This is a genomic window from Rufibacter sediminis, assembly GCF_014269285.1.
Classification (GTDB): domain Bacteria; phylum Bacteroidota; class Bacteroidia; order Cytophagales; family Hymenobacteraceae; genus Nibribacter; species Nibribacter sediminis.
The window spans coordinates 335,560-353,213 of record NZ_JACOAF010000020.1 but is presented as its reverse complement, the minus strand read 5'-3'; the positions used below and the strand labels follow the sequence as shown (position 1 = coordinate 353,213).

General features: G+C 53.0%; 16 protein-coding genes. 9 read left to right on the top strand and 7 right to left on the bottom strand.

The annotated features are described in order from the left end of the window. Window positions 1-13: 13 nt before the first annotated feature. Window positions 14-1,057 (top strand): bifunctional diaminohydroxyphosphoribosylaminopyrimidine deaminase/5-amino-6-(5-phosphoribosylamino)uracil reductase RibD, encoded by a 1,044-nt coding sequence (gene ribD / locus H7U12_RS08190; protein ID WP_186635725.1) that lies wholly within the window; start codon window positions 14-16, stop codon window positions 1,055-1,057. 347 nt (window positions 1,058-1,404) lie between these two features. After that, a complete protein-coding gene (locus H7U12_RS08185) occupies window positions 1,405-1,887 on the top strand; it encodes a GAF domain-containing protein (protein ID WP_186635723.1) in 483 nt (160 codons plus the stop codon). 347 nt (window positions 1,888-2,234) lie between these two features. On the opposite strand, the gene H7U12_RS08180 is transcribed toward H7U12_RS08185, so the two are convergent. The 4 genes from H7U12_RS08180 to H7U12_RS08165 all read right to left on the bottom strand — a co-directional run bounded on the left by H7U12_RS08180 (window position 2,235) and on the right by H7U12_RS08165 (window position 6,282). Beyond that, window positions 2,235-2,921, bottom strand: coding sequence for a phosphatidylserine decarboxylase family protein (locus tag H7U12_RS08180; RefSeq protein WP_186635720.1), 687 nt, complete (start codon window positions 2,919-2,921; stop codon window positions 2,235-2,237). Window positions 2,922-3,035: 114 nt separating this feature from the next. Beyond that, window positions 3,036-4,310, bottom strand: a complete 1,275-nt coding sequence (locus tag H7U12_RS08175; RefSeq protein ID WP_186635844.1) for a Glu/Leu/Phe/Val family dehydrogenase — start codon at window positions 4,308-4,310, stop codon at window positions 3,036-3,038. 118 nt (window positions 4,311-4,428) lie between these two features. After that, window positions 4,429-5,238 carry a phosphatidate cytidylyltransferase gene (locus H7U12_RS08170; RefSeq protein ID WP_241749229.1) on the bottom strand — a complete coding sequence of 270 codons (810 nt, stop codon included), beginning with the start codon at window positions 5,236-5,238 and terminating at the stop codon, window positions 4,429-4,431. Between the two features lie 99 nt (window positions 5,239-5,337). Continuing rightward, on the bottom strand, window positions 5,338-6,282 hold the full coding sequence (locus H7U12_RS08165; protein WP_186635717.1) for a CPBP family intramembrane glutamic endopeptidase: 945 nt from the start codon (window positions 6,280-6,282) through the stop codon (window positions 5,338-5,340). 56 nt (window positions 6,283-6,338) lie between these two features. On the opposite strand from H7U12_RS08165, the gene dusB reads away from it, so the two are divergent. Continuing rightward, window positions 6,339-7,337 (top strand): tRNA dihydrouridine synthase DusB, encoded by a 999-nt coding sequence (gene dusB / locus H7U12_RS08160; RefSeq protein WP_186635714.1) that lies wholly within the window; start codon window positions 6,339-6,341, stop codon window positions 7,335-7,337. A 382-nt stretch (window positions 7,338-7,719) separates the two neighbouring features. Beyond that, complete coding sequence (locus tag H7U12_RS08155; protein WP_255897327.1) at window positions 7,720-8,634, top strand: DMT family transporter; 915 nt, start codon at window positions 7,720-7,722, stop codon at window positions 8,632-8,634. Between the two features lie 7 nt (window positions 8,635-8,641). Here H7U12_RS08155 and H7U12_RS08150 read toward each other — a convergent pair whose 3' ends face one another. Continuing rightward, window positions 8,642-9,064, bottom strand: coding sequence for a hypothetical protein (locus H7U12_RS08150; protein WP_186635711.1), 423 nt, complete (start codon window positions 9,062-9,064; stop codon window positions 8,642-8,644). Window positions 9,065-9,208: 144 nt separating this feature from the next. After that, window positions 9,209-10,954, bottom strand: coding sequence for an amino acid permease (locus H7U12_RS08145; protein WP_377165604.1), 1,746 nt, complete (start codon window positions 10,952-10,954; stop codon window positions 9,209-9,211). A gap of 93 nt (window positions 10,955-11,047) precedes the next feature. Between H7U12_RS08145 and H7U12_RS08140 the strand changes: the two genes are divergently transcribed. Together H7U12_RS08140 and H7U12_RS08135 are read left to right on the top strand one after the other, a co-directional pair. Continuing rightward, a complete protein-coding gene (locus H7U12_RS08140; protein WP_186635708.1) occupies window positions 11,048-11,794 on the top strand; it encodes a carboxypeptidase-like regulatory domain-containing protein in 747 nt (248 codons plus the stop codon). A gap of 45 nt (window positions 11,795-11,839) precedes the next feature. Continuing rightward, window positions 11,840-12,580: a hypothetical protein gene (locus H7U12_RS08135; RefSeq protein WP_186635705.1), complete on the top strand. Its 741-nt coding sequence runs from the start codon at window positions 11,840-11,842 to the stop codon at window positions 12,578-12,580. A 42-nt stretch (window positions 12,581-12,622) separates the two neighbouring features. Here the strand turns inward: H7U12_RS08135 and H7U12_RS08130 are convergent, their stop codons facing one another. Next, window positions 12,623-13,810: a sensor histidine kinase gene (locus tag H7U12_RS08130; RefSeq protein WP_186635703.1), complete on the bottom strand. Its 1,188-nt coding sequence runs from the start codon at window positions 13,808-13,810 to the stop codon at window positions 12,623-12,625. A gap of 182 nt (window positions 13,811-13,992) precedes the next feature. Between H7U12_RS08130 and hemA the strand changes: the two genes are divergently transcribed. From hemA to H7U12_RS08115, 3 genes are all read left to right on the top strand, one after another. After that, entirely contained in the window at window positions 13,993-15,267 is a 1,275-nt protein-coding gene (hemA, locus tag H7U12_RS08125) for a glutamyl-tRNA reductase (protein WP_186635700.1), read from the top strand. 153 nt (window positions 15,268-15,420) lie between these two features. After that, window positions 15,421-16,311: a retropepsin-like aspartic protease gene (locus H7U12_RS08120; RefSeq protein WP_186635696.1), complete on the top strand. Its 891-nt coding sequence runs from the start codon at window positions 15,421-15,423 to the stop codon at window positions 16,309-16,311. A gap of 257 nt (window positions 16,312-16,568) precedes the next feature. Beyond that, window positions 16,569-17,471, top strand: coding sequence for a phosphodiester glycosidase family protein (locus H7U12_RS08115; RefSeq protein ID WP_186635693.1), 903 nt, complete (start codon window positions 16,569-16,571; stop codon window positions 17,469-17,471). The last annotated feature ends 183 nt before the right edge of the window (window positions 17,472-17,654 follow it).

The following is a 17,654-nucleotide window of genomic DNA, read 5'->3' as shown; positions in this document are numbered from 1 at the left end:
GTAAATAGACAACATGAGCAGTGACGAGAAATACATGCGACGGGCGCTGGACCTGGCCGCCCTGGGCACCGGCTGGGCCCGTCCTAATCCTGTCGTGGGTTGCGTGGTGGTGCATGAACACACCATTATTGGGGAAGGCTGGCACCAGCAATACGGCGGTCCGCACGCCGAGGTGAATGCACTAAACAGCGTGAAAGACAAAAGTCTGCTGCCTCACAGCCGGGTGTACGTCACGCTGGAACCCTGCTCCCACTACGGCAAGACTCCGCCCTGCGCCGATTTTCTGATTCAGCACGGCGTTCGCGATGTGGTCATCTGCAACACAGACCCTAACCCTCTGGTAGCGGGCCGAGGCATCCGGAAGCTGGTAGACGCCGGTTGCAAAGTTCATATTGGAGTACTGGAGGCCGAAGGACTGGAGTTGAACCGCCGCTTTTTCACCTTCCAGACGCAGAAGCGCCCGTATCTGGTGCTGAAATGGGCAGAATCAGCCGATGGTTTTATTGCCTTGCCCAACTGCCAGCCTTGCCAGATCTCCGGTCCGCTAGCCAAACAGCTCGTGCATAAGTGGCGCACCCAGGAACAGGCCATTCTGGTGGGCACGCGCACTGCCCTGCATGACAACCCGCAGCTGAACGTACGGCACTGGCCCGGCCTCGCCCCGCTGAGAATCGCCATCGATAAACAACTGAGCATTCCCGCCACCCATCATCTGCTGGACGACTCCACTCCCACGCTACTGTACACCTTACAGGAAAAAGCCGCCACGGCCCAGACGGAATTTGTCACCCTTTCGCCGGATGCTCATTTTCTAAACCAACTGCTGGCCGACCTGTATAAACGCAACGTGCAGTCTGTGCTGGTGGAAGGCGGAACGGTGCTGCTGGAAGCTCTGCTGGAAGCCAATCTGTGGGACGAGATCCGGGTATTGAAAAGCCCGGTTACCTTAACGCAGGGCGTCAAAGCACCACAGCTCCCAGCAATGCCTTTTGCCGCCAGAACGAACATCGGTGAAGATGAGATTACGTTCTACCGGAACACCTCCCCACTTCTCTAAAAAAGCAGACTTGTTTTGGGGCCTTTTTGGCAAAAGGAGCCCTAAAACAGAAACCGACTCTGATTCTTACTTTTAATTCGATGAGAACTAATCTTCCGCTTTCATCCTGACAAAGTTTGGGCGAGGGAAACTACTTTTCAGGCTTCCTACGCAAAGTTTACTGTTAGGGCGGAAGTACAGCGGCCTGATTTGGGTAAAACTGGCCCAAAACAGTAATTATAGCCTTCTCAAGCTTGGTATACCGCAGGACAGTTGCTCCAGGAAACTCCCGACGCTACCTTTGCCGTTGAAGAAACTGATGGGCTTGACAGAGCATCAGTACAGTTACGAATTAGCACCTTACCTACATGGCCGAAGACTTATTTATTGACAGCAGCCTCTCCAAAGAAGAGAAATATAAAGCCCTGCTTCCGCAGATTGAAGCCCTGGTGGGCCCGGAAACCGATCTGATCGCCAATCTTTCCAACGTGATGGCGGCCCTGAAGCAGAGTTTCGGCTTCTTCTGGGTGGGCGCTTACCTCACCAAAGAAAACCAGCTGGTGCTGGGACCGTTCCAGGGCCCCGTGGCCTGCACGCGTATTCCGTTTCACAAAGGCGTGTGCGGCGCGTGCTACACCCGCCGCGAGACCATCATCGTGCCCGACGTGGAGGCCTTCCCCGGGCACATTGCCTGCAGCAGCGCCTCCAAGTCTGAGATTGTGGTGCCCGTGATCAAAGACGGCGAGGTGAAGATGGTGCTGGACGTGGACAGCGACGAGCTCAATGACTTCGATGAAGTGGACCAGAAGTACCTGGAGCAGATCATGAAACTGGCCCAGAACTGGTTCTAGTTTGGTAGCACGCAGCACGACTTTCTTGATGGCCGTTTCAGGGCTGATTTCTGAAAAACAGCCTCAAAACGAAGAAGCCTCCTCCTTAGCGGAAGAGGCTTCTTCGTTTCATATCAACGTTTCTTGATTGTTGCGCTTTAGCATCTATGGCGCGGAAGTTACTTCCGTGCCATTCTAGCAATACTGCTCCCAAGTCACGGAAGTAACTTCCGCGCCATAACCAGGTGAAAAATACCCCCAAAACGAAGCAGCCTCCTCTGGACAAGAGGAGGCTGCTTCGTTTTATAAACAATCTGAAAATCAGGCGAAAATCTTGCTACGTGATACGTGCTACCTGATACCAATTACTAGCTAAAGAAAGACCCGGAGCTGCTGGTTTTCAACTGAGCGATGACGGTCTGGCCGCCTTTGGTTTTCTGGCCCAATTCTACCTTCACCTCGGTGTCAACCGGCACGAAGATGTCTACACGCGAGCCGAACTTGATGAAACCGAACTCCTCGCCTTGGTTTACTTCATCGCCTTCGGTCACGTACCACACAATGCGGCGCGCCATGGCCCCGGCAATCTGGCGGAACAGCACCTCAGGGCCAGCCAATGACTCTACCACTACGGTGGTGCGCTCATTCTTGGTACTGGATTTAGGGTGCCAGGCCACAAAGTAGTTTCCGGGGTGATATTTGAAATACTTCACAATGCCAGACACCGGGTTGCGGGTGATGTGCACGTTGATGGGCGACATGAAAATGGAAATCTGCTTGCGCACATCGTTGAAGTACTCGGGTTCCTCCACGTTCTCAATCACCACCACTTTACCATCGGCGGGCGCCACCACCAGGTCTTCGTGGAGAAGCAGGTTGCGATACGGGCTGCGGAAAAACTGCAGGATAAGTAGGAAAACGATAAACGAAACGCCAGAGAAGATCCTGTTAAATGTTACGTGCTCGCTGTTGAAGTAGTAAAGCAAGAGGTTCACTACCAGCAATCCTAACAGGGTAAAAAACAGAATCTTTCGTCCTTCTTTATGAATTTTCATCAGATACGCGTTGGGCTCAACAACAAAAATATAAAAAAAACCGCCTCCTGTCTAGAAAAAAGACAGGAGGCGGCAAGAATAGATGATTTTCAGATCAGGCGAAGGGAATTTCCCTTAGAACCCGCCCCGGAATTTATAGGTCTGTGCCACCTTGTCTATGGCCACAATGTACGCGGCAATCCGCATGGGCACGTTGTATTTCTGCGAGGTGGCATACACCTTGTTGAAGGCCTCGGTCATGATCCGGTCAGAGCGCTCGGTCACCATGTCCAGGCTCCATTTGTAGCCCAGGCGGTTCTGCACCCACTCAAAGTAAGACACGGTTACCCCGCCGGAGTTGGCCAGAATATCGGGCACTACCATAATGCCTTTCTCGTTGATAATCTTATCGGCGTTGGCCGAGGTTGGGCCGTTGGCTCCTTCCACAATCAGCTTGGCCTGAATCTGGTCAGCGTTACGGGCGGTAATCACGTCTTCTACGGCAGCTGGCACCAACAGATCTACGGCGGAAGTCAACAGTTCATCGTTGCTGATGGGCTCTGCGCCGGCATAGCCTTCCAGACGGCCGTTGTGCGCGTTTTTATAGGCGATGGCTTCCTCAATGTTGATGCCGTTTTCGTTCCAGTAAGCGCCGCTCACGTCACTTACGCCCAGAATCTTCACGCCCCGCTCGGCCAGCAATTTCGCGGCCCAGGAACCTACGTTCCCGAAACCCTGCACCGCTGCGGTAGACTGCGTGGGGTCCATGCCCAACACTTCCATCGCCGCCATCGCCGATACCATCACACCACGGCCCGTCGCCTCCACGCGGCCCAGGGAACCGCCCAACACCAATGGTTTACCGGTCACCACGGAGTTCACCGTCATGCCTTTGGTTTTGGAATATTCATCCATAAGCCAGGCCATCTCGCGCGGGCCAGTACCCATGTCCGGGGCCGGAATGTCCTGATCCGGACCGAAGGTATCAATCAACGCCACGGTATAGGCGCGGGTTAAACGCTCAATCTCGCCAGCAGACATGGTGGTTGGGTCACACACAATGCCGCCTTTGGCTCCGCCGTACGGAATGTCCACTACGGCACATTTCCAGGTCATCCAGGCGGCCAGGGCTTTCACCTCGTCCAGAAAAACCCCTTTGTCATACCGGATACCGCCTTTAGACGGACCCAAAATATTGGAATGCACGACCCTGAACCCTTCAAACACCTTCACGCTGCCATCGTCCATGGTAACGGGCAAGTTCACAATTACCTGACGGGTAGGTGATTTCAGGACTTCATACGTTTCATCATCCAAGCCCAGAACCTCCGCCGCAATGTTGAAACGGGACATCATAGACTCAAAGGGATTCTCCTTGTCCTTGATAGGTGCAGGCTCCTTATAAGCCATCTTGCTATTGTATGCTGCCATAATTATTAATATTGTAATTCAGGAGAATTATTCCGGCGCAAAATTATCAAATTTACAACAGGATACTAAAGTTGGCCCATTTATAAATAAGGAAATTTTAGCGCACCAACTCCAGGAAAGCTACCAGGAAAGGCACTACCAAAATCAAGCTGTCAAAACGGTCCAAGATGCCGCCGTGGCCGGGAATCAAGGTGCCGGAATCTTTCACGTCCAGACTTCTTTTCAACATGGATTCCACCAAATCGCCCAGAACCCCAAACACAGACACCAGTACGGCCACGCCCAGCCAATGTTCCAGCGCCAGATCCTGGAAGTACAGCGACAGGATCCAAGCCACTAGCAATGACAAAAGCACGCCTCCTACCCAACCCTCCCAGGTTTTGCCGGGCGAAATACGCGGAAATAATTTATTTTTCCCAAAGGATTTGCCGGCCGCGTACGCCCCCGTGTCTGACGACCAGATCAGGAACATCACCCCTAGAATAATCTGCCAGCTGTATCTGTCTGGCAGGAAAGCCAGTACGTGCAGCAAGGTAAACGGCGCGGCGATGTAGAAAACGCCCACCAGCGTAAGGGCCACATTGGTGAACGGCTGCTCTTTTTTGCGGTACAGCTCGGCCACCAACGCCAGCAGCATGACCGGCGGCAGCACGAAAAGCCAGTCACTGGTCACATCGCCGCGCTCTACGGCAAACCCCAGGACATACAAGCCCACGCCCAGCACCGCGCCAATCAGCCGGTTGGGCTGGAACCCTCTGGCCGAGAGCAGCCGGTAAAACTCCAACAGCCCCAGCAGGGTAAGCGCCAGAAATAGCACAAAGAAGGTCCATTGGCTCAGGTAAATGGCTCCTATGAACACAGCTCCGCCCAGCACTCCCGCCAGCAGGCGCTGCTGTAGGTTACTCATTTGTTTTTTCTCTTTTTCCATGGACAAGGATTGATATGACACCGGTAGGCCCAATTAGCGGATCTACGGCTGTTTTATAGCTGATTTCTGAAAAGAAGGTTAGAAACGGGGATTTTCTTCTGCGGGAAAAGGCAGCCGACGGGAGACTGTGTACAGGCTATACAGGATGCCGGCGCTCAGCACCAGCGAAACCAGTGACAAGGTCAAAGACTCTGGCTCCGTGGACTCCACGTTGACTGTGACGGCATTGCGCTGCGCCAGAAACATCATCAGCACCATGAACCCGTTGTTGATGAAATGCCCCACAATAGGCACCCAGATGTTGCCAGACCACCAGTACAGGTACCCAAACAGCACCCCCAGCATGATGCGCGGCACCACGCCGTAGAACTGCATGTGAATGGCCCCGAAGATGATGGCCGCCACCCAGATAGCCACGTGCGGATTCTTCCACCAGCGCTGCAACTCCTGCTGCACAATGCCCCTGAACGCCAATTCCTCGCCAATGGCCGGCAATACGGCAAACACCACCATGCCCAGCACCAACTGCGGAATCGTGTTTATCTTGGTCAGTTCTAGGGTCAATTCCCGCAGGAGGTCTTCCTTTTCGCGGGCCCATCGCTCAAAAGCCTCTAAAAACGCCGGGAAATCTACGTTGGCGTTCCAGTGAACCAGCCAGGAGGCGGCGGGCAGAATCACCAGAAACAGCACCGCACTGCCCAGCAGCAGCGACATGGGCACGGTAAGGCGGCGCGAAAGAAACTGGGCGGGCCGCTGCGTAACCACCCGCAGGAAAGCCAGCGAGGCAATCGTGAACCCCACCAGGTGCACCACGCCCTGGAACAGAACCAGCGCACTGCGGCTGTCTGGGTAATCTGCCGGCCGCGCCAGCATGCCCGAGATTGCCGTTGGCCCATAGCCCCAGATCAATTTTATCAACAACATGGCCAGGAAAGATCCCACGGCTTGGCCTGCCACCACAAACACGATAAACAGCAAAAGCGACTTTAACGGATGCAGCGTAGGCGAGATGAAACCTTTCATATAGGCGATGTGGTTTTAATGAGGTAAATTTACGCGAAATATTTAAACTCAATCACGTGGTAAAAATCGGTCAGATAGAGCTCCCGGACTTCCCGCTGCTGTTGGCACCCATGGAAGACGTCAGCGATCCGCCCTTCAGGGCCGTTTGCAAAGCCAATGGCGCCGACTTAATGTATACGGAGTTCATCTCCTCGGAAGGCCTCATCCGCGATGCCGCCAAGAGCCGCCAGAAACTGGACATCTTTGACTACGAGCAACCCATCGGGATCCAGATCTTCGGTTCTGACATTGACTCCATGCGGGAGTCGGCGGTGATCTCGGCGCAGGTGGGCCCAGACTTAATTGACATCAACTACGGCTGTCCGGTGAAGAACGTGGCCTGCAAAGGCGCGGGCGCGGCTTTACTGCGCGATATCCCCAAGATGGTGGCCATGACCTCAGCCATTGTGCAGGCGGTGGAGCCCTTCGGCTTGCCGGTGACGGTGAAAACCCGCCTGGGCTGGGACGATTCCACCAAAAACGTGGAGGAAGTGGCCGAGCGGTTGCAGGACATCGGCATAAAAGCCCTGACCGTGCACGGCCGCACGCGCGTGCAGATGTACAAAGGCGAGGCCGACTGGACCCTCATCCGGAAGATCAAAGAGAACCCGCGCATCCATATTCCCATCTTCGGGAACGGCGACATTGACACGCCCGAGAAAGCCGTGGAGTACAAAAATAAATACGGGGTGGACGGCGTCATGATCGGGCGGGCTTCCATTGGCTATCCGTGGATTTTCCGGGAGGTGAAACACTACATGCAAACAGGCGAGTTGCTGGCCCCACCCACCATTCAGGAGCGCATTGACATGTGCAAGATGCACTTTGACAAAGGCCTGGAGTGGAAAGGCCCGCGTCTGGGCATTTTTGAGATGCGCCGCCACTATGCCAATTACTTCAGGGGTTTGCCCAACGTGAAAAGCTACCGCACGCGTCTGGTGCAGACCGAGGACCCGCAGGAGATCTACGCCATCCTGGACGAGATCGCCAACTCCATGGAGTACGCCGAGGCGTAACGTCTTTTGAAGCTTGTCCATAGAATCCGTTTTGGAACTGATTTTTACAAATTAGCCCCAAAACGGATTTTGTTTTTCCGGGTGCATAGAGTCATTGGCGGAGACACTCGTAGGACCTCTGGACACTACGAGGTCTTTTGACCGGGCGGTGTTACTGCTTCAAACCTCACAGGTTTTGAAAACCTGTGAGGTTTTTTTCTAAGCCAGACCCTAGGCCATCAGCCTTCAAAATCTATCTAACCGTCCTCGCCTCACGGCCTCGTAGCGTCTTCAGACCTACGAGTGTCTCTGCAAGCTCCGTTTCAAGCCTGTTTTGCTAAAAACAGGCTCAAAGCTCCTGGACATCCGTTATCTTTGTTCGTTCATTTTCAGCGCTATCTCTGTGTCTACCCCAACCACGTCTCCGGCTCTTCCAAACTCCACCACCTCCACCCCGGCCTTGGCCTGGGTGATTCTGATGGGCTTGGCGCTCATCTGGGGCACTTCGTTCATTTTGATCAAAAAAGGCCTGGCGGTTTTTTCCTCCGATGAGCTGGGCGCCATCCGGATTACCATTGCCACGCTGGCGCTGCTGCCCTTCGCCCTGAAAGGATTGAAAGCGCCGAAACCGGGGCAGTGGAAGTTCCTTTTGCTGAGTGGCCTGATTGGCAACCTGATTCCGGCGTTCCTCTTCGCCTTCGCCGAGACGCAGCTGGCGAGTGGCCTGGCCGGCGTGCTGAACTCCCTGACGGCGCTTTTCACCCTGATCATCGGGGCTATTTTCTTTCAGCAGAAGATCACGCTTTTGCGCGTGGTGGGCATCCTGATCGGAATTATCGGAACGGCGGTATTGATTTTTCTGGGGAGCGCCCAGGAGGCTTCGTCCAATTCCTTCTATGGTTTGTACGTGGTGTTGGCCACGGTGCTGTACGGCGGCAGCCTGAACATCATCAAACATTGCCTGGCAGGCATTAAGCCGTTGACCATGGCTAGCCTGGCGCTGCTCACGGTGGGGCCCATTGCCTTTCTATATCTCTGCACCACTTCGGCTCTGGAGAAACTGGCCACGCAGCCGGCGGCCTGGGAGGCTTTGGGCTACATCACGCTGCTGGCGGTATTCAGCACGGCCATTGGCCTGGTGTTCTACAACAAGTTGATTCACATGACCAACACGCTGTTCGCGAGCACGTCTACGTACCTCATGCCGATTGTGGCCTTGATCTGGGGAGTAGCCGATGGAGAATCGATCCATCTGATGCACTACCTGGGGATGGGAATTATTCTGGGAGGCGTGTTGCTGGTGAACCGGGCGAAGTAGAAATGCCCTACCGGTTGGCGCGGCTTTCCAGAAGCCAGGCCACGGCATCCTGTTCAGAGGTGTAGATGCCTAACTTGATGATCTTTCCGTACTTCTCCAGGTACTCCAACCCGACTACATCACGGATATACGCATAATGGCTGGGAGTCACGAGATTGGCGAAGTAGCCTTGGTACCCCAGCTCTTCTTCCACCCGCGGAAAGAACGTCTGCAGAAGCCAGGTCTCGTCTTCCGGGGAAACCTGCCCCCGGCTCCGTAGGTCGAACATCCAGTAGGCGCTCTTCATTTCTTTGGCCAGCTCCAACGCCTGCAGGTAGCCTTGCCGTAACTGGGCAGAGTCTGGCACCCGAAACCACCGCAGGAACAGAATGTCCAGGTCTTTGCGATACGTCAGGTGCAGGTTACCTTCTAAAATCTCTCTCTCAACCACAGGCTCAGCTTATAAATGACAAGCGCACCTCTTCCAGCTCGCTTTGGTATAAGCAAGTTACCACCTATCATAAAAGAAAGAAAACTTTTTTAAACCTTTTTAGCAGAGCCACGTAGCACGCCTGTTTCGCTCGCGGCGAATCTTTTAGGCGATTTTTGGGCGCGAGGCCAACTTGCTGTGCTTGAAGCTGTACCCAAAGTAAATAGCCAAGCCAATCAGCAGCCAGACGGTAAACAGCAGCCAGTTGTTCACGCCCAACTGCGTCATCAGGTACAGGTTGGTCAACAAGCCCAGCACCGGCAACAACGACAGGCTTTTCCGGAACGAAACCCAGGCCAGCAGCACGCAGGAAATCAGGAACACTAGCATGGGGATCTGGTGACGGAACTCCTCGTAACCTCCGTTACCGGCTACGGCGCTCCAGAACTCATCAATGGCTACCCGGTTGTAGAGCAACACCAATATGCCGGCCACCGCCAGAATCAGCGGCACCAGGAACTTGCCGTTCAGGTAAGGCACCTTGAATCTGGCCTCCGATTTGCCCAACGGATCGATCATTAAGATCCCGCCGCACACCAAAGCAAAGGCGAAAAGCGTCCCGATACTGGTCAGGTCAATCACTAAATCCATGTTCAGGAGCAGGGCAGGTACGCCCACAAAGAAACCTGTTACCAGCGTAGAGAAAGACGGCGTTCTGAATCGCGGATGCACTTTAGAGAAAACTGGAGGCAATAAACCGTCGCGGGACATGGTCATCCAGATGCGGGGCTGCCCGATCTGGAACACCAGCAGCACCGAGGCCATCGCAAAAATGGCGCTCACCGCCACTACCCCAGCCAGCCAGTCTACGCCTACTTTCGTGAAAACGTACGCCAAAGGATCGCCTACGGCCAGTTCTTTGTACGACACCATTCCGGTTAAAACCAGAGTGATGATCACGTAGAGCACGGTACAGATAATGAGCGCGTAAATCATGGCCCGGGGCAAATCGCGTTGCGGATTCTTACACTCCTCGGCAGTGGTACTGATGGCATCAAACCCGATGTAGGCGAAGAACACCGCTGACACGCCTTTCAACACGCCGCCAATGCCGTTGGGCGCAAACGGGCTCCAGTTCTCTGGGTTCACGTAGAAAGCGCCTACGGCGATCACCACCAACACCACAATCATCTTCAGCACCACCAGTAAGTTAGAGGCGTTTTTAGACTCTTTTATCCCCACGTACACCAACGCAGTAATCACGGCATTGATCATGAAAGCTGGCAGATCCACCACCAGTTTTCCGCCCAGGAAATCCGGGGCTGACCGCCACGTGTTGTAGGCCTCCAACTGCACCGGATCAGCCGCCGTAAGCGGTTGCCCCGCCTGCAGCAGCGCCATTACCTCGCCATACCCTTTGTGGGCACTCTGGGTTCCCATGGTGAGCCAGGCCGGAATATCCAGCCCCACGCCGCTCATGAGCCCGGTGAAATAATCGCTCCACGAGATGGCCACCACAATGTTACCCACCGTGTATTCCATGATCAGAGCCCAACCGATAATCCAGGCCGCCAGCTCCCCAAACGAGGTGTAGGCATAAGTGTACGCCGAGCCGCTCACCGGAATGGTAGCCGCAAACTGCGCGTAACACAGCGCCGAGAACGCACACGCAATGGCCGTGAAAATGAACAGCATAGACACCGCCGGGCCGCCCTCGTAACTCGCGTTCCCGATGGTACTGAAGATACCGGCTCCAATGATGGCGGCAATCCCCAGCGAGGTCAAGTCTCTGACCGATAGATTGCGCTCCAGTCCTTCTTCCACCGCTCCCGGATGGGCCGCGACATCGGCAGGCGGCGTATGTAAAACAGCGGTTAAACTCTTGCGGCGAAAAAGACTCTTTAAATTCACTTGCTCTCTTTGGTGTAGAAATTCAGGTGAAAAGTTAAGCAAAATATTCTGAAAGCGGCGCGGACCACGTATATTTAGAGAAACCACTCCCGTATGTCTACCCGCCGCCTCACCATCTCCGTGCCCCAACCCTGCCATGAGGATTGGCAGGCCATGGCACCTACGTTTCAGGGCCGTTTCTGCCAAAACTGCCAGAAAACAGTAGTGGATTTTACTGCAGTGTCTGATTCCGAAATAGTGGATTGGCTTACTGAAAACAAGGACACTACATGCGGAAGGTTCCGGCATGAGCAAGTAGGGACAGAATTAAAAGCAGCCACTTACAACCGCAAGCCTTGGACATGGCGAGCCGTAGCCTTGGTGCTATCAGCATGGTTAAGCACCAAGAATGTTGAAGCGAAGCAAGTATCTACTTTTATTATTTCTAGTGCAGGTCAACAAACCGGTTCTGAGAATTCAAGAAGGGAAACAAAAAAGCTTTCTGAAAAACCTGTTAGCCCAGTTATTTTGAAAGGCAAGGTGGTAGATGCACGAAGCAAGGAGACCTTGCCAGGAACAACCATCATGTTGAAAGGAACTTCTATCGGAGTTCCATCTGACCGAAACGGCAATTTTGAATTATCTGTTCCTGCTCATCTGGTGAATAAAAAGCAGAAAATTATTTTCTCTTTTATTGGGTATGAGATGAAAGAAGTAAAGCTTTCTAAATTACTTAAACGAGAGCACTCGGAGATCATCATGACTTTAGACACGGCAGTTCTAGGAGGTATAGCTATTCAGTTCAACAAACCATTACCTGAACCTGGATTTTTTCAGAAGGTAAAGCAACTGTTCTCCTAACCTGCTTTCGGTTCACTTTTCAGAAACCAGTTCAAAAAAGAAGCCATGCCCCACAACCGGCTCACCGTTACTATCCCGCAGCCTTGCCATGAGGATTGGACATCTATGGCACCTGAGTTTCAAGGTCGTTTTTGCCAAAACTGCCAGAAAACAGTGGTGGACTTTACTGCTATGACAGACGCGGAGGTGATAGCTTGGTTGACAAAACAATCTGGGAATGGCTGCGGGAGATTCCGCGATGATCAACTTAACCGGGAATTTAGAACCAAGGCTAGTTCCAAAAAGAAATGGACTTTACCTGCTTTGATCCTGGGTTTAGCAACATGGCTAACTGCTCGCCCAACTGCCGCCCAGCAAATCCAACAACGCAGCACAGAAATAGAACTCTTACCAACCCCTAGACTTCTACTTTCTCCCACTGTTCCTGCGCAGGACAGCACCTCTATCCGCGGGAATATTCTAGCAGGCACATCAGCAATCATAAGGCTGAATGATTCCGTGGAAACAATGGCAGATGCTCTAGGTAATTTCCATCTACCGTTCTCTAAAACAATACCCCTGGAGAAACAATGGTTAGTGATTTCGGCTATTGGGTACCAAACTCAACGGTTTTGCCTTTCAGAATTAGAAAATCTACAGGCGATAAGGGTTGCTCTTCTAACAGAAAAAGCTGTTCACAATGAATTTCAGGGAGTATTGGGAGGTATTTCCGTGAGCGGGCTTCCAGTGAAAGACAATAGCTTTCCCAAAAACGTGTTCTACCGAATAGAAGACTTTTTCCGCTAATCCGTTTCTCCCTATCTTTCCATAAAACACCTCCAAAACGCGCTACCTGTTCAACACCACCCTGAACGTTGTGCCCTTCCCTACCTCAGAGGACTTCACGAACAAACGTCCTTGGTGGTAGTTCTCAATGATGCGTTTAGCGAGCGCCAGACCTAAGCCCCAGCCACGCTTCTTGGTGGTATAGCCCGGCACGAACACTTCTTCCTGCTTGGTTTTAGGGATGCCTTTGCCGGTATCCTGAATATCCAGCGCGATGGCGTCTTTCACATTGGCTTTTACCAGGCGCAGGGTGATACTGCCTTTGCCCTCCATGGCATCCACGGCGTTCTTGCAGATGTTCTCAATTACCCACTCAAACAAAGGGATGTTCACTTTGGCCGTGGTCTCCGGTGGGAAATCAGATTCAATGTTGATGGACACTTTGTTGGAGACGCGGTTTCGCAGGTAGCCTATGGCGTTGTCCACCACCTGTAGCAGGGGCTCGTCTTTGAGCACCGGCACCGAGCCGATGTTGGAGAACCGCTCCGTGATGATCTCCAGACGCCGCACGTCCTTGCCCAGCTCCTCTATGATGGGTTCATTCTCAAACCGGGGGCTGCCTTTCAGGTACTCGTACCAAGCCATGAGAGAGGAAAGCGGCGTTCCCAGCTGGTGCGCGGTTTCCTTGGCCAGGCCCACCCAAACGCGGTTCTGCTCGGCTTTGCGCGAGTAACTGAAGGCGTAGTACGCAATAACAGAAAGGCACGCGATAACCGTGAGCTGCACGTACGGGTAGTAGCGCAGCTGCGTGAGCAACTCAGAATCTTTGTAGAAAATGTAGTTCTTGAACTCCTGCTGGTACGAGACCACAATGGGCTTGTGCTGAGCCTTCATCTTGGCGATTTCCCGCTTCAGAAGCCTTTTTTTGCGGTTCTCGGAAATCTTTTCGGGGATATCAAGGTTCTTGTAAGCAATGACGTTCTCTTCTTCATCGGTCTGGATGACCGGCACCGAGCGGTTCGCGTCAATGATCTCCTCCTGAATAAACACCAGGTTGTCAGAGTCAATCTCGGCGTTGATCATGTAGCGCAGGCCCTTGGCGTACAAGTCAATCAGTTGCTGCTCACGCTCAGAGAGCTTGGCTACCAGCAGGTTAGTATAGATCACGGTTGCCCCACCAATGAACAAGGCAATGGCGATGATCAGGAGCTTTAACCTAGATTTCTTGGAATAAATGGAGGTCGGGATCATGTACAAAAGCAACGCTAGAACAGATACGCCCGTCTAGGGGTTGGGTTCTCTCTAAACGAAGATAGCAGAAGAAGCGTCTACCCCACGCAATTTGTAATGAGTATAAATAAGAGAAAGGTACAAAAGTAATTCATTCTTAAAAGATCGCGCCGTAATTTTGCATGCTATTTCAAAACTGCCGTATGCTTCACAATTTTAGAGCCGTCAGTCTTTCCTATAAAAAAGCTCCCTTAGACATAAGAGAGCTTATCGCCTTGGATGAGGGGTCGTGTAGACAGTTCCTGCAAACGCTCAAAGAATTCATTCAGGCAACTGACATTTTAGTGCTTTCCACGTGCAACCGCACGGAGGTGTATTATACTTCTGATGATGACTACAGCCACGAGATCGTGAAGCTGCTGGGCATCAGCAAGGGCATTGCCAATATTTCCCAGTATCTGGATTATTTCACCATCGTGAATGAGCACGCTGATGCCGTGCAGCACCTGTTCAACGTGGCCATGGGCCTGGACGCGCAGGTGGTGGGCGACATGCAGATCTCCAACCAGGTAAAACAAGCCTACCAGTGGAGTGTGGACAACGAGGCCGCCGGACCGTTCCTGCACCGCCTGCTGCACACCATTTTCTTCACCAACAAGCGCGTAGTACAGGAGACCTCCTTTAGAGACGGAGCTGCTTCCACCTCCTATGCCGCCCTGGAACTGGTGGAAAGCCTCACCGCAGACATCGCCAACCCCAAAGTATTGGTGGTGGGCCTGGGCGAGATTGGGGCTGATGTATGCCGCCACCTCGCCGATTCAGATTTCCAGAACGTAAAAATCTCTAACCGCACCAAAACCAAAGCCGAGATCCTGGCCGAGGAGTGTGGCCTGGAAGTAGTCGCGTTCGAGAACCTGGTAGAGGCCATGAAAGAGGCCGATGTCATCATCTCCTCCGTAGCCCGCGACGAGCCGTTCTTCACCAAAGAGATGGTGAGCCGCCTGAACGTGCTGACCTACAAGTTTTTCATTGACCTGAGCGTACCGCGCAGCGTGGAGGCTGAGGTAGAGCAGATTCCGGGGGTGCTGGTGTACAACATTGACACCATCCAGAACAAAGCCTCTGAAGCCCTGCAACGCCGCCTGGATTCCGTTCCGCAGGTGAAGCAAATCATCAGGGAGTCTATTGCCAGTTTTGAGGACTGGACCAAGGAGATGAACGTGTCGCCTACCATCCAGAAACTGAAAAACGCGCTGGAAACCATCCGTCAGGAGGAGATGGCCCGTTACCTGAAGAAACTCTCTCCCGAGGAAGCCAAGCACATGGACGAGGTCACCAAATCCATGATGCAGAAGATCATCAAACTGCCGGTACTGCAACTCAAAGCCGCCTGCAAACGCGGCGAAGCCGAAACCCTGATCGATGTCCTTACGGATCTCTTCGATCTGGAGAAACAGTCTTCTGAGGCGCACGCTTAACTTTATTTTTAGTATGATATCCAGAAAAGCTACAGGACACCCGTTTCGTCCTGTAGCTTTTCTTTTTTTCAGACTTCCCCTACATCTCCTACGGCATACCTGCATCTGGCTTCTTCTTAGAAACGGGGTTGCTTACTTAAAACAAACGCACAAATGAAAAACGCTGCCTTCCCTATCAAAGCTCTGTGGCTTGTCTTTCTGCTCACGTTGGCTTCTCCCCTGCTGGCTCAAACCGTTATTCCCCTGGAAATAGCGCCGCAGGGACACATCCTGGTGAAAGCGAAGATTAACGGGGTGGAAGGCAACTTTATACTGGATACCGGAGGCGGTTTACTGGTACTCACGAAAAGCTTTGCGTCTAAGGTCACGGGCTTACGCCAGCAAGACGGCGGCTTCACCGGTTTCCGGGCTACGGGCGAGCGGCTGGATGTGGACCTGTTCACGGCCGCTGAATTCGCGATGGCCGATTACCGGCAGAAAGACGTGACGCTCTCCGTTCTGGACGCCAACCTGGGGGGAATAGACGGCCTCATTTCTTTGCCCAGCTTCCGGAACCAGCCGTTTACCCTAGATTTAGAAAACAAGAAACTCTACCTGGAAACCCGCCAGAGCCTGGGCAAACGGAAGAAGGCGGGGAAAACCATCCCGCTGCAGTTAGAAGATTCCCGGGGCCAGTCGTTGGGTATGTTCGCCTACTTTGTGGTGAACGGCAAGCGTACGTTGCTGCTGTCCATTGACAGCGGTGCCGGCAACAATGTATTCCGGCTCAATGTCTCCCAGATGGCCCCGCTGGGCATTGATGCCGCAGATACCACCCGGGTGACCAAAATAGAAAAAGCCAGCGAACTAAACCTCGACTTCAAAAGCCTCATCTATAAAGCTCAGCTTCCTTTGCTCGCGGCCAAAGACGCCCCTTCCGTTAAAGTGGACAACTTTACCGCTCAGTTTGTGGAAGGGTTGATTTACGATGGCATCATGTCCCTGAACTGGATGGGGAAGCGCATCACCATTGACATCAGCCACAGCGAGATGATAGTAGAGTAAATCGGCTCATCGGGCGAAGAACTCCTCTGGCGCAAATATCAGTTTCCCACCTTTCAGAAAGGGCACATTCCTGTGTCTAGCCGTTTTGGGACTGTTTTCCAGAAAACAGTCCCAAAACGGCTAGACCTGCGCGGCGATTTGTGCCCAGGCCGATTTTGTTTATTTAGTTTTTAGAATATTCTAATGCTCTTGTCTATCTTGACTGCATGAAAATGACGTTTCTTCCCCTTTTCTTCTTTCTGGCCTGCTTTCCCAGTATGGCCCAAGTGAAATGGCAGCCTTCTCCCCAACACCAGCAAGGTCTACCCGCCACTGTAAAAGTATTTGTCACCACAGATTCCTTAGACGGCAAGCCTTTCAAAGCGTATTACCTGGAAGCCGACCTGAAAGACTCCAAGCTGGAAGTCCTTACCCGCGTGGGCAACGGCAAGCGCTATACGCCTCAGCAATATTATGAGCAGGAAACCGGCAACGTGCTGGCCGTGGTGAACACCACCTTCTTCTCCTTCGCTGACAACCGCAACCTAAACCTGGTCATCCAGGACGGCAAGGTACTGGCCCCGCAAGCCTCCGTGAGACGCAAGAACCCCAAAGGCACTGATACGCTCACCTACTATCCTACCACCGGTGCCATCGGGTTCTTCCGAAACCGCACCGCCGATGTGGCCTGGGCCTACAATGTGGGCAAGAAGAAAAAGACGATGGAACTGGCTTCGCCTTATGACGCAGATGCCAATGGACAACCCGCCCCCGAGCCTTCCAAGCGAACCGTCAAAGACATCAAGCGCTGGAAACCACAGACTGCCGTAGGCGGCGGACCAGTATTGGTGCAGAATGGCAAAGCCCACATCACCGCAGAGGAAGAGATGCGCGGCGGAGCCAGCTTCAGAGGCCCTAACCCTAGAACCGTGATCGGCTACACGCCAGATAACAAACTGATCATCTTGATGGTGGAAGGCCGCAACAAAGGCATTGCCGAAGGGGCCAGCTTAGACCAGTTAGCCAAACTGATGGTGGACCTGGGCTGCAGAGAAGCCCTGAACCTGGACGGCGGAGGCTCCAGCGCCCTGTACGTGAAAGGCAAAGACACCATCAAACCCTCAGACAAAGAAGGCCAGCGGCCCGTGCCGGCAGTATTGGTGCTGAAGTATAGGGAATAAGAGCGGAATACCTATTCTTCGTTTTAGAGCTGTTTTCCAGAAAACAGCTCTAAAACACCTCAATGCTTAAGCAATTAACAATACGAAAATCACTATATATCAGAGATCTATTTAACACCTAGAAGTACGTCCCGAAATCTCAAGAAATCATTCTGCAACCAACTTGATAATCAGGCAAATGCC

Bases quoted from the DNA above. Each gene is read 5' to 3' on its own strand.
- H7U12_RS08115 (WP_186635693.1), top strand. From the start codon at position 16,569: ATGGCCCAAGTGAAATGGCAGCCTTCTCCCCAACACCAGCAAGGTCTA.
- H7U12_RS08165 (WP_186635717.1), bottom strand. From the start codon at position 6,282: ATGAAAGGTTTCATCTCGCCTACGCTGCATCCGTTAAAGTCGCTTTTG.
- H7U12_RS08185 (WP_186635723.1), top strand. From the start codon at position 1,405: ATGGCCGAAGACTTATTTATTGACAGCAGCCTCTCCAAAGAAGAGAAA.
- H7U12_RS08175 (WP_186635844.1), bottom strand. From the start codon at position 4,310: ATGGCTTATAAGGAGCCTGCACCTATCAAGGACAAGGAGAATCCCTTT.
- H7U12_RS08130 (WP_186635703.1), bottom strand. From the start codon at position 13,810: ATGATCCCGACCTCCATTTATTCCAAGAAATCTAGGTTAAAGCTCCTG.
- hemA (WP_186635700.1), top strand. From the start codon at position 13,993: ATGCTTCACAATTTTAGAGCCGTCAGTCTTTCCTATAAAAAAGCTCCC.
- H7U12_RS08180 (WP_186635720.1), bottom strand. From the start codon at position 2,921: ATGAAAATTCATAAAGAAGGACGAAAGATTCTGTTTTTTACCCTGTTA.
- H7U12_RS08140 (WP_186635708.1), top strand. From the start codon at position 11,048: ATGTCTACCCGCCGCCTCACCATCTCCGTGCCCCAACCCTGCCATGAG.
- H7U12_RS08170 (WP_241749229.1), bottom strand. From the start codon at position 5,238: ATGAGTAACCTACAGCAGCGCCTGCTGGCGGGAGTGCTGGGCGGAGCT.
- H7U12_RS08135 (WP_186635705.1), top strand. From the start codon at position 11,840: ATGCCCCACAACCGGCTCACCGTTACTATCCCGCAGCCTTGCCATGAG.
- H7U12_RS08120 (WP_186635696.1), top strand. From the start codon at position 15,421: ATGAAAAACGCTGCCTTCCCTATCAAAGCTCTGTGGCTTGTCTTTCTG.
- ribD (WP_186635725.1), top strand. From the start codon at position 14: ATGAGCAGTGACGAGAAATACATGCGACGGGCGCTGGACCTGGCCGCC.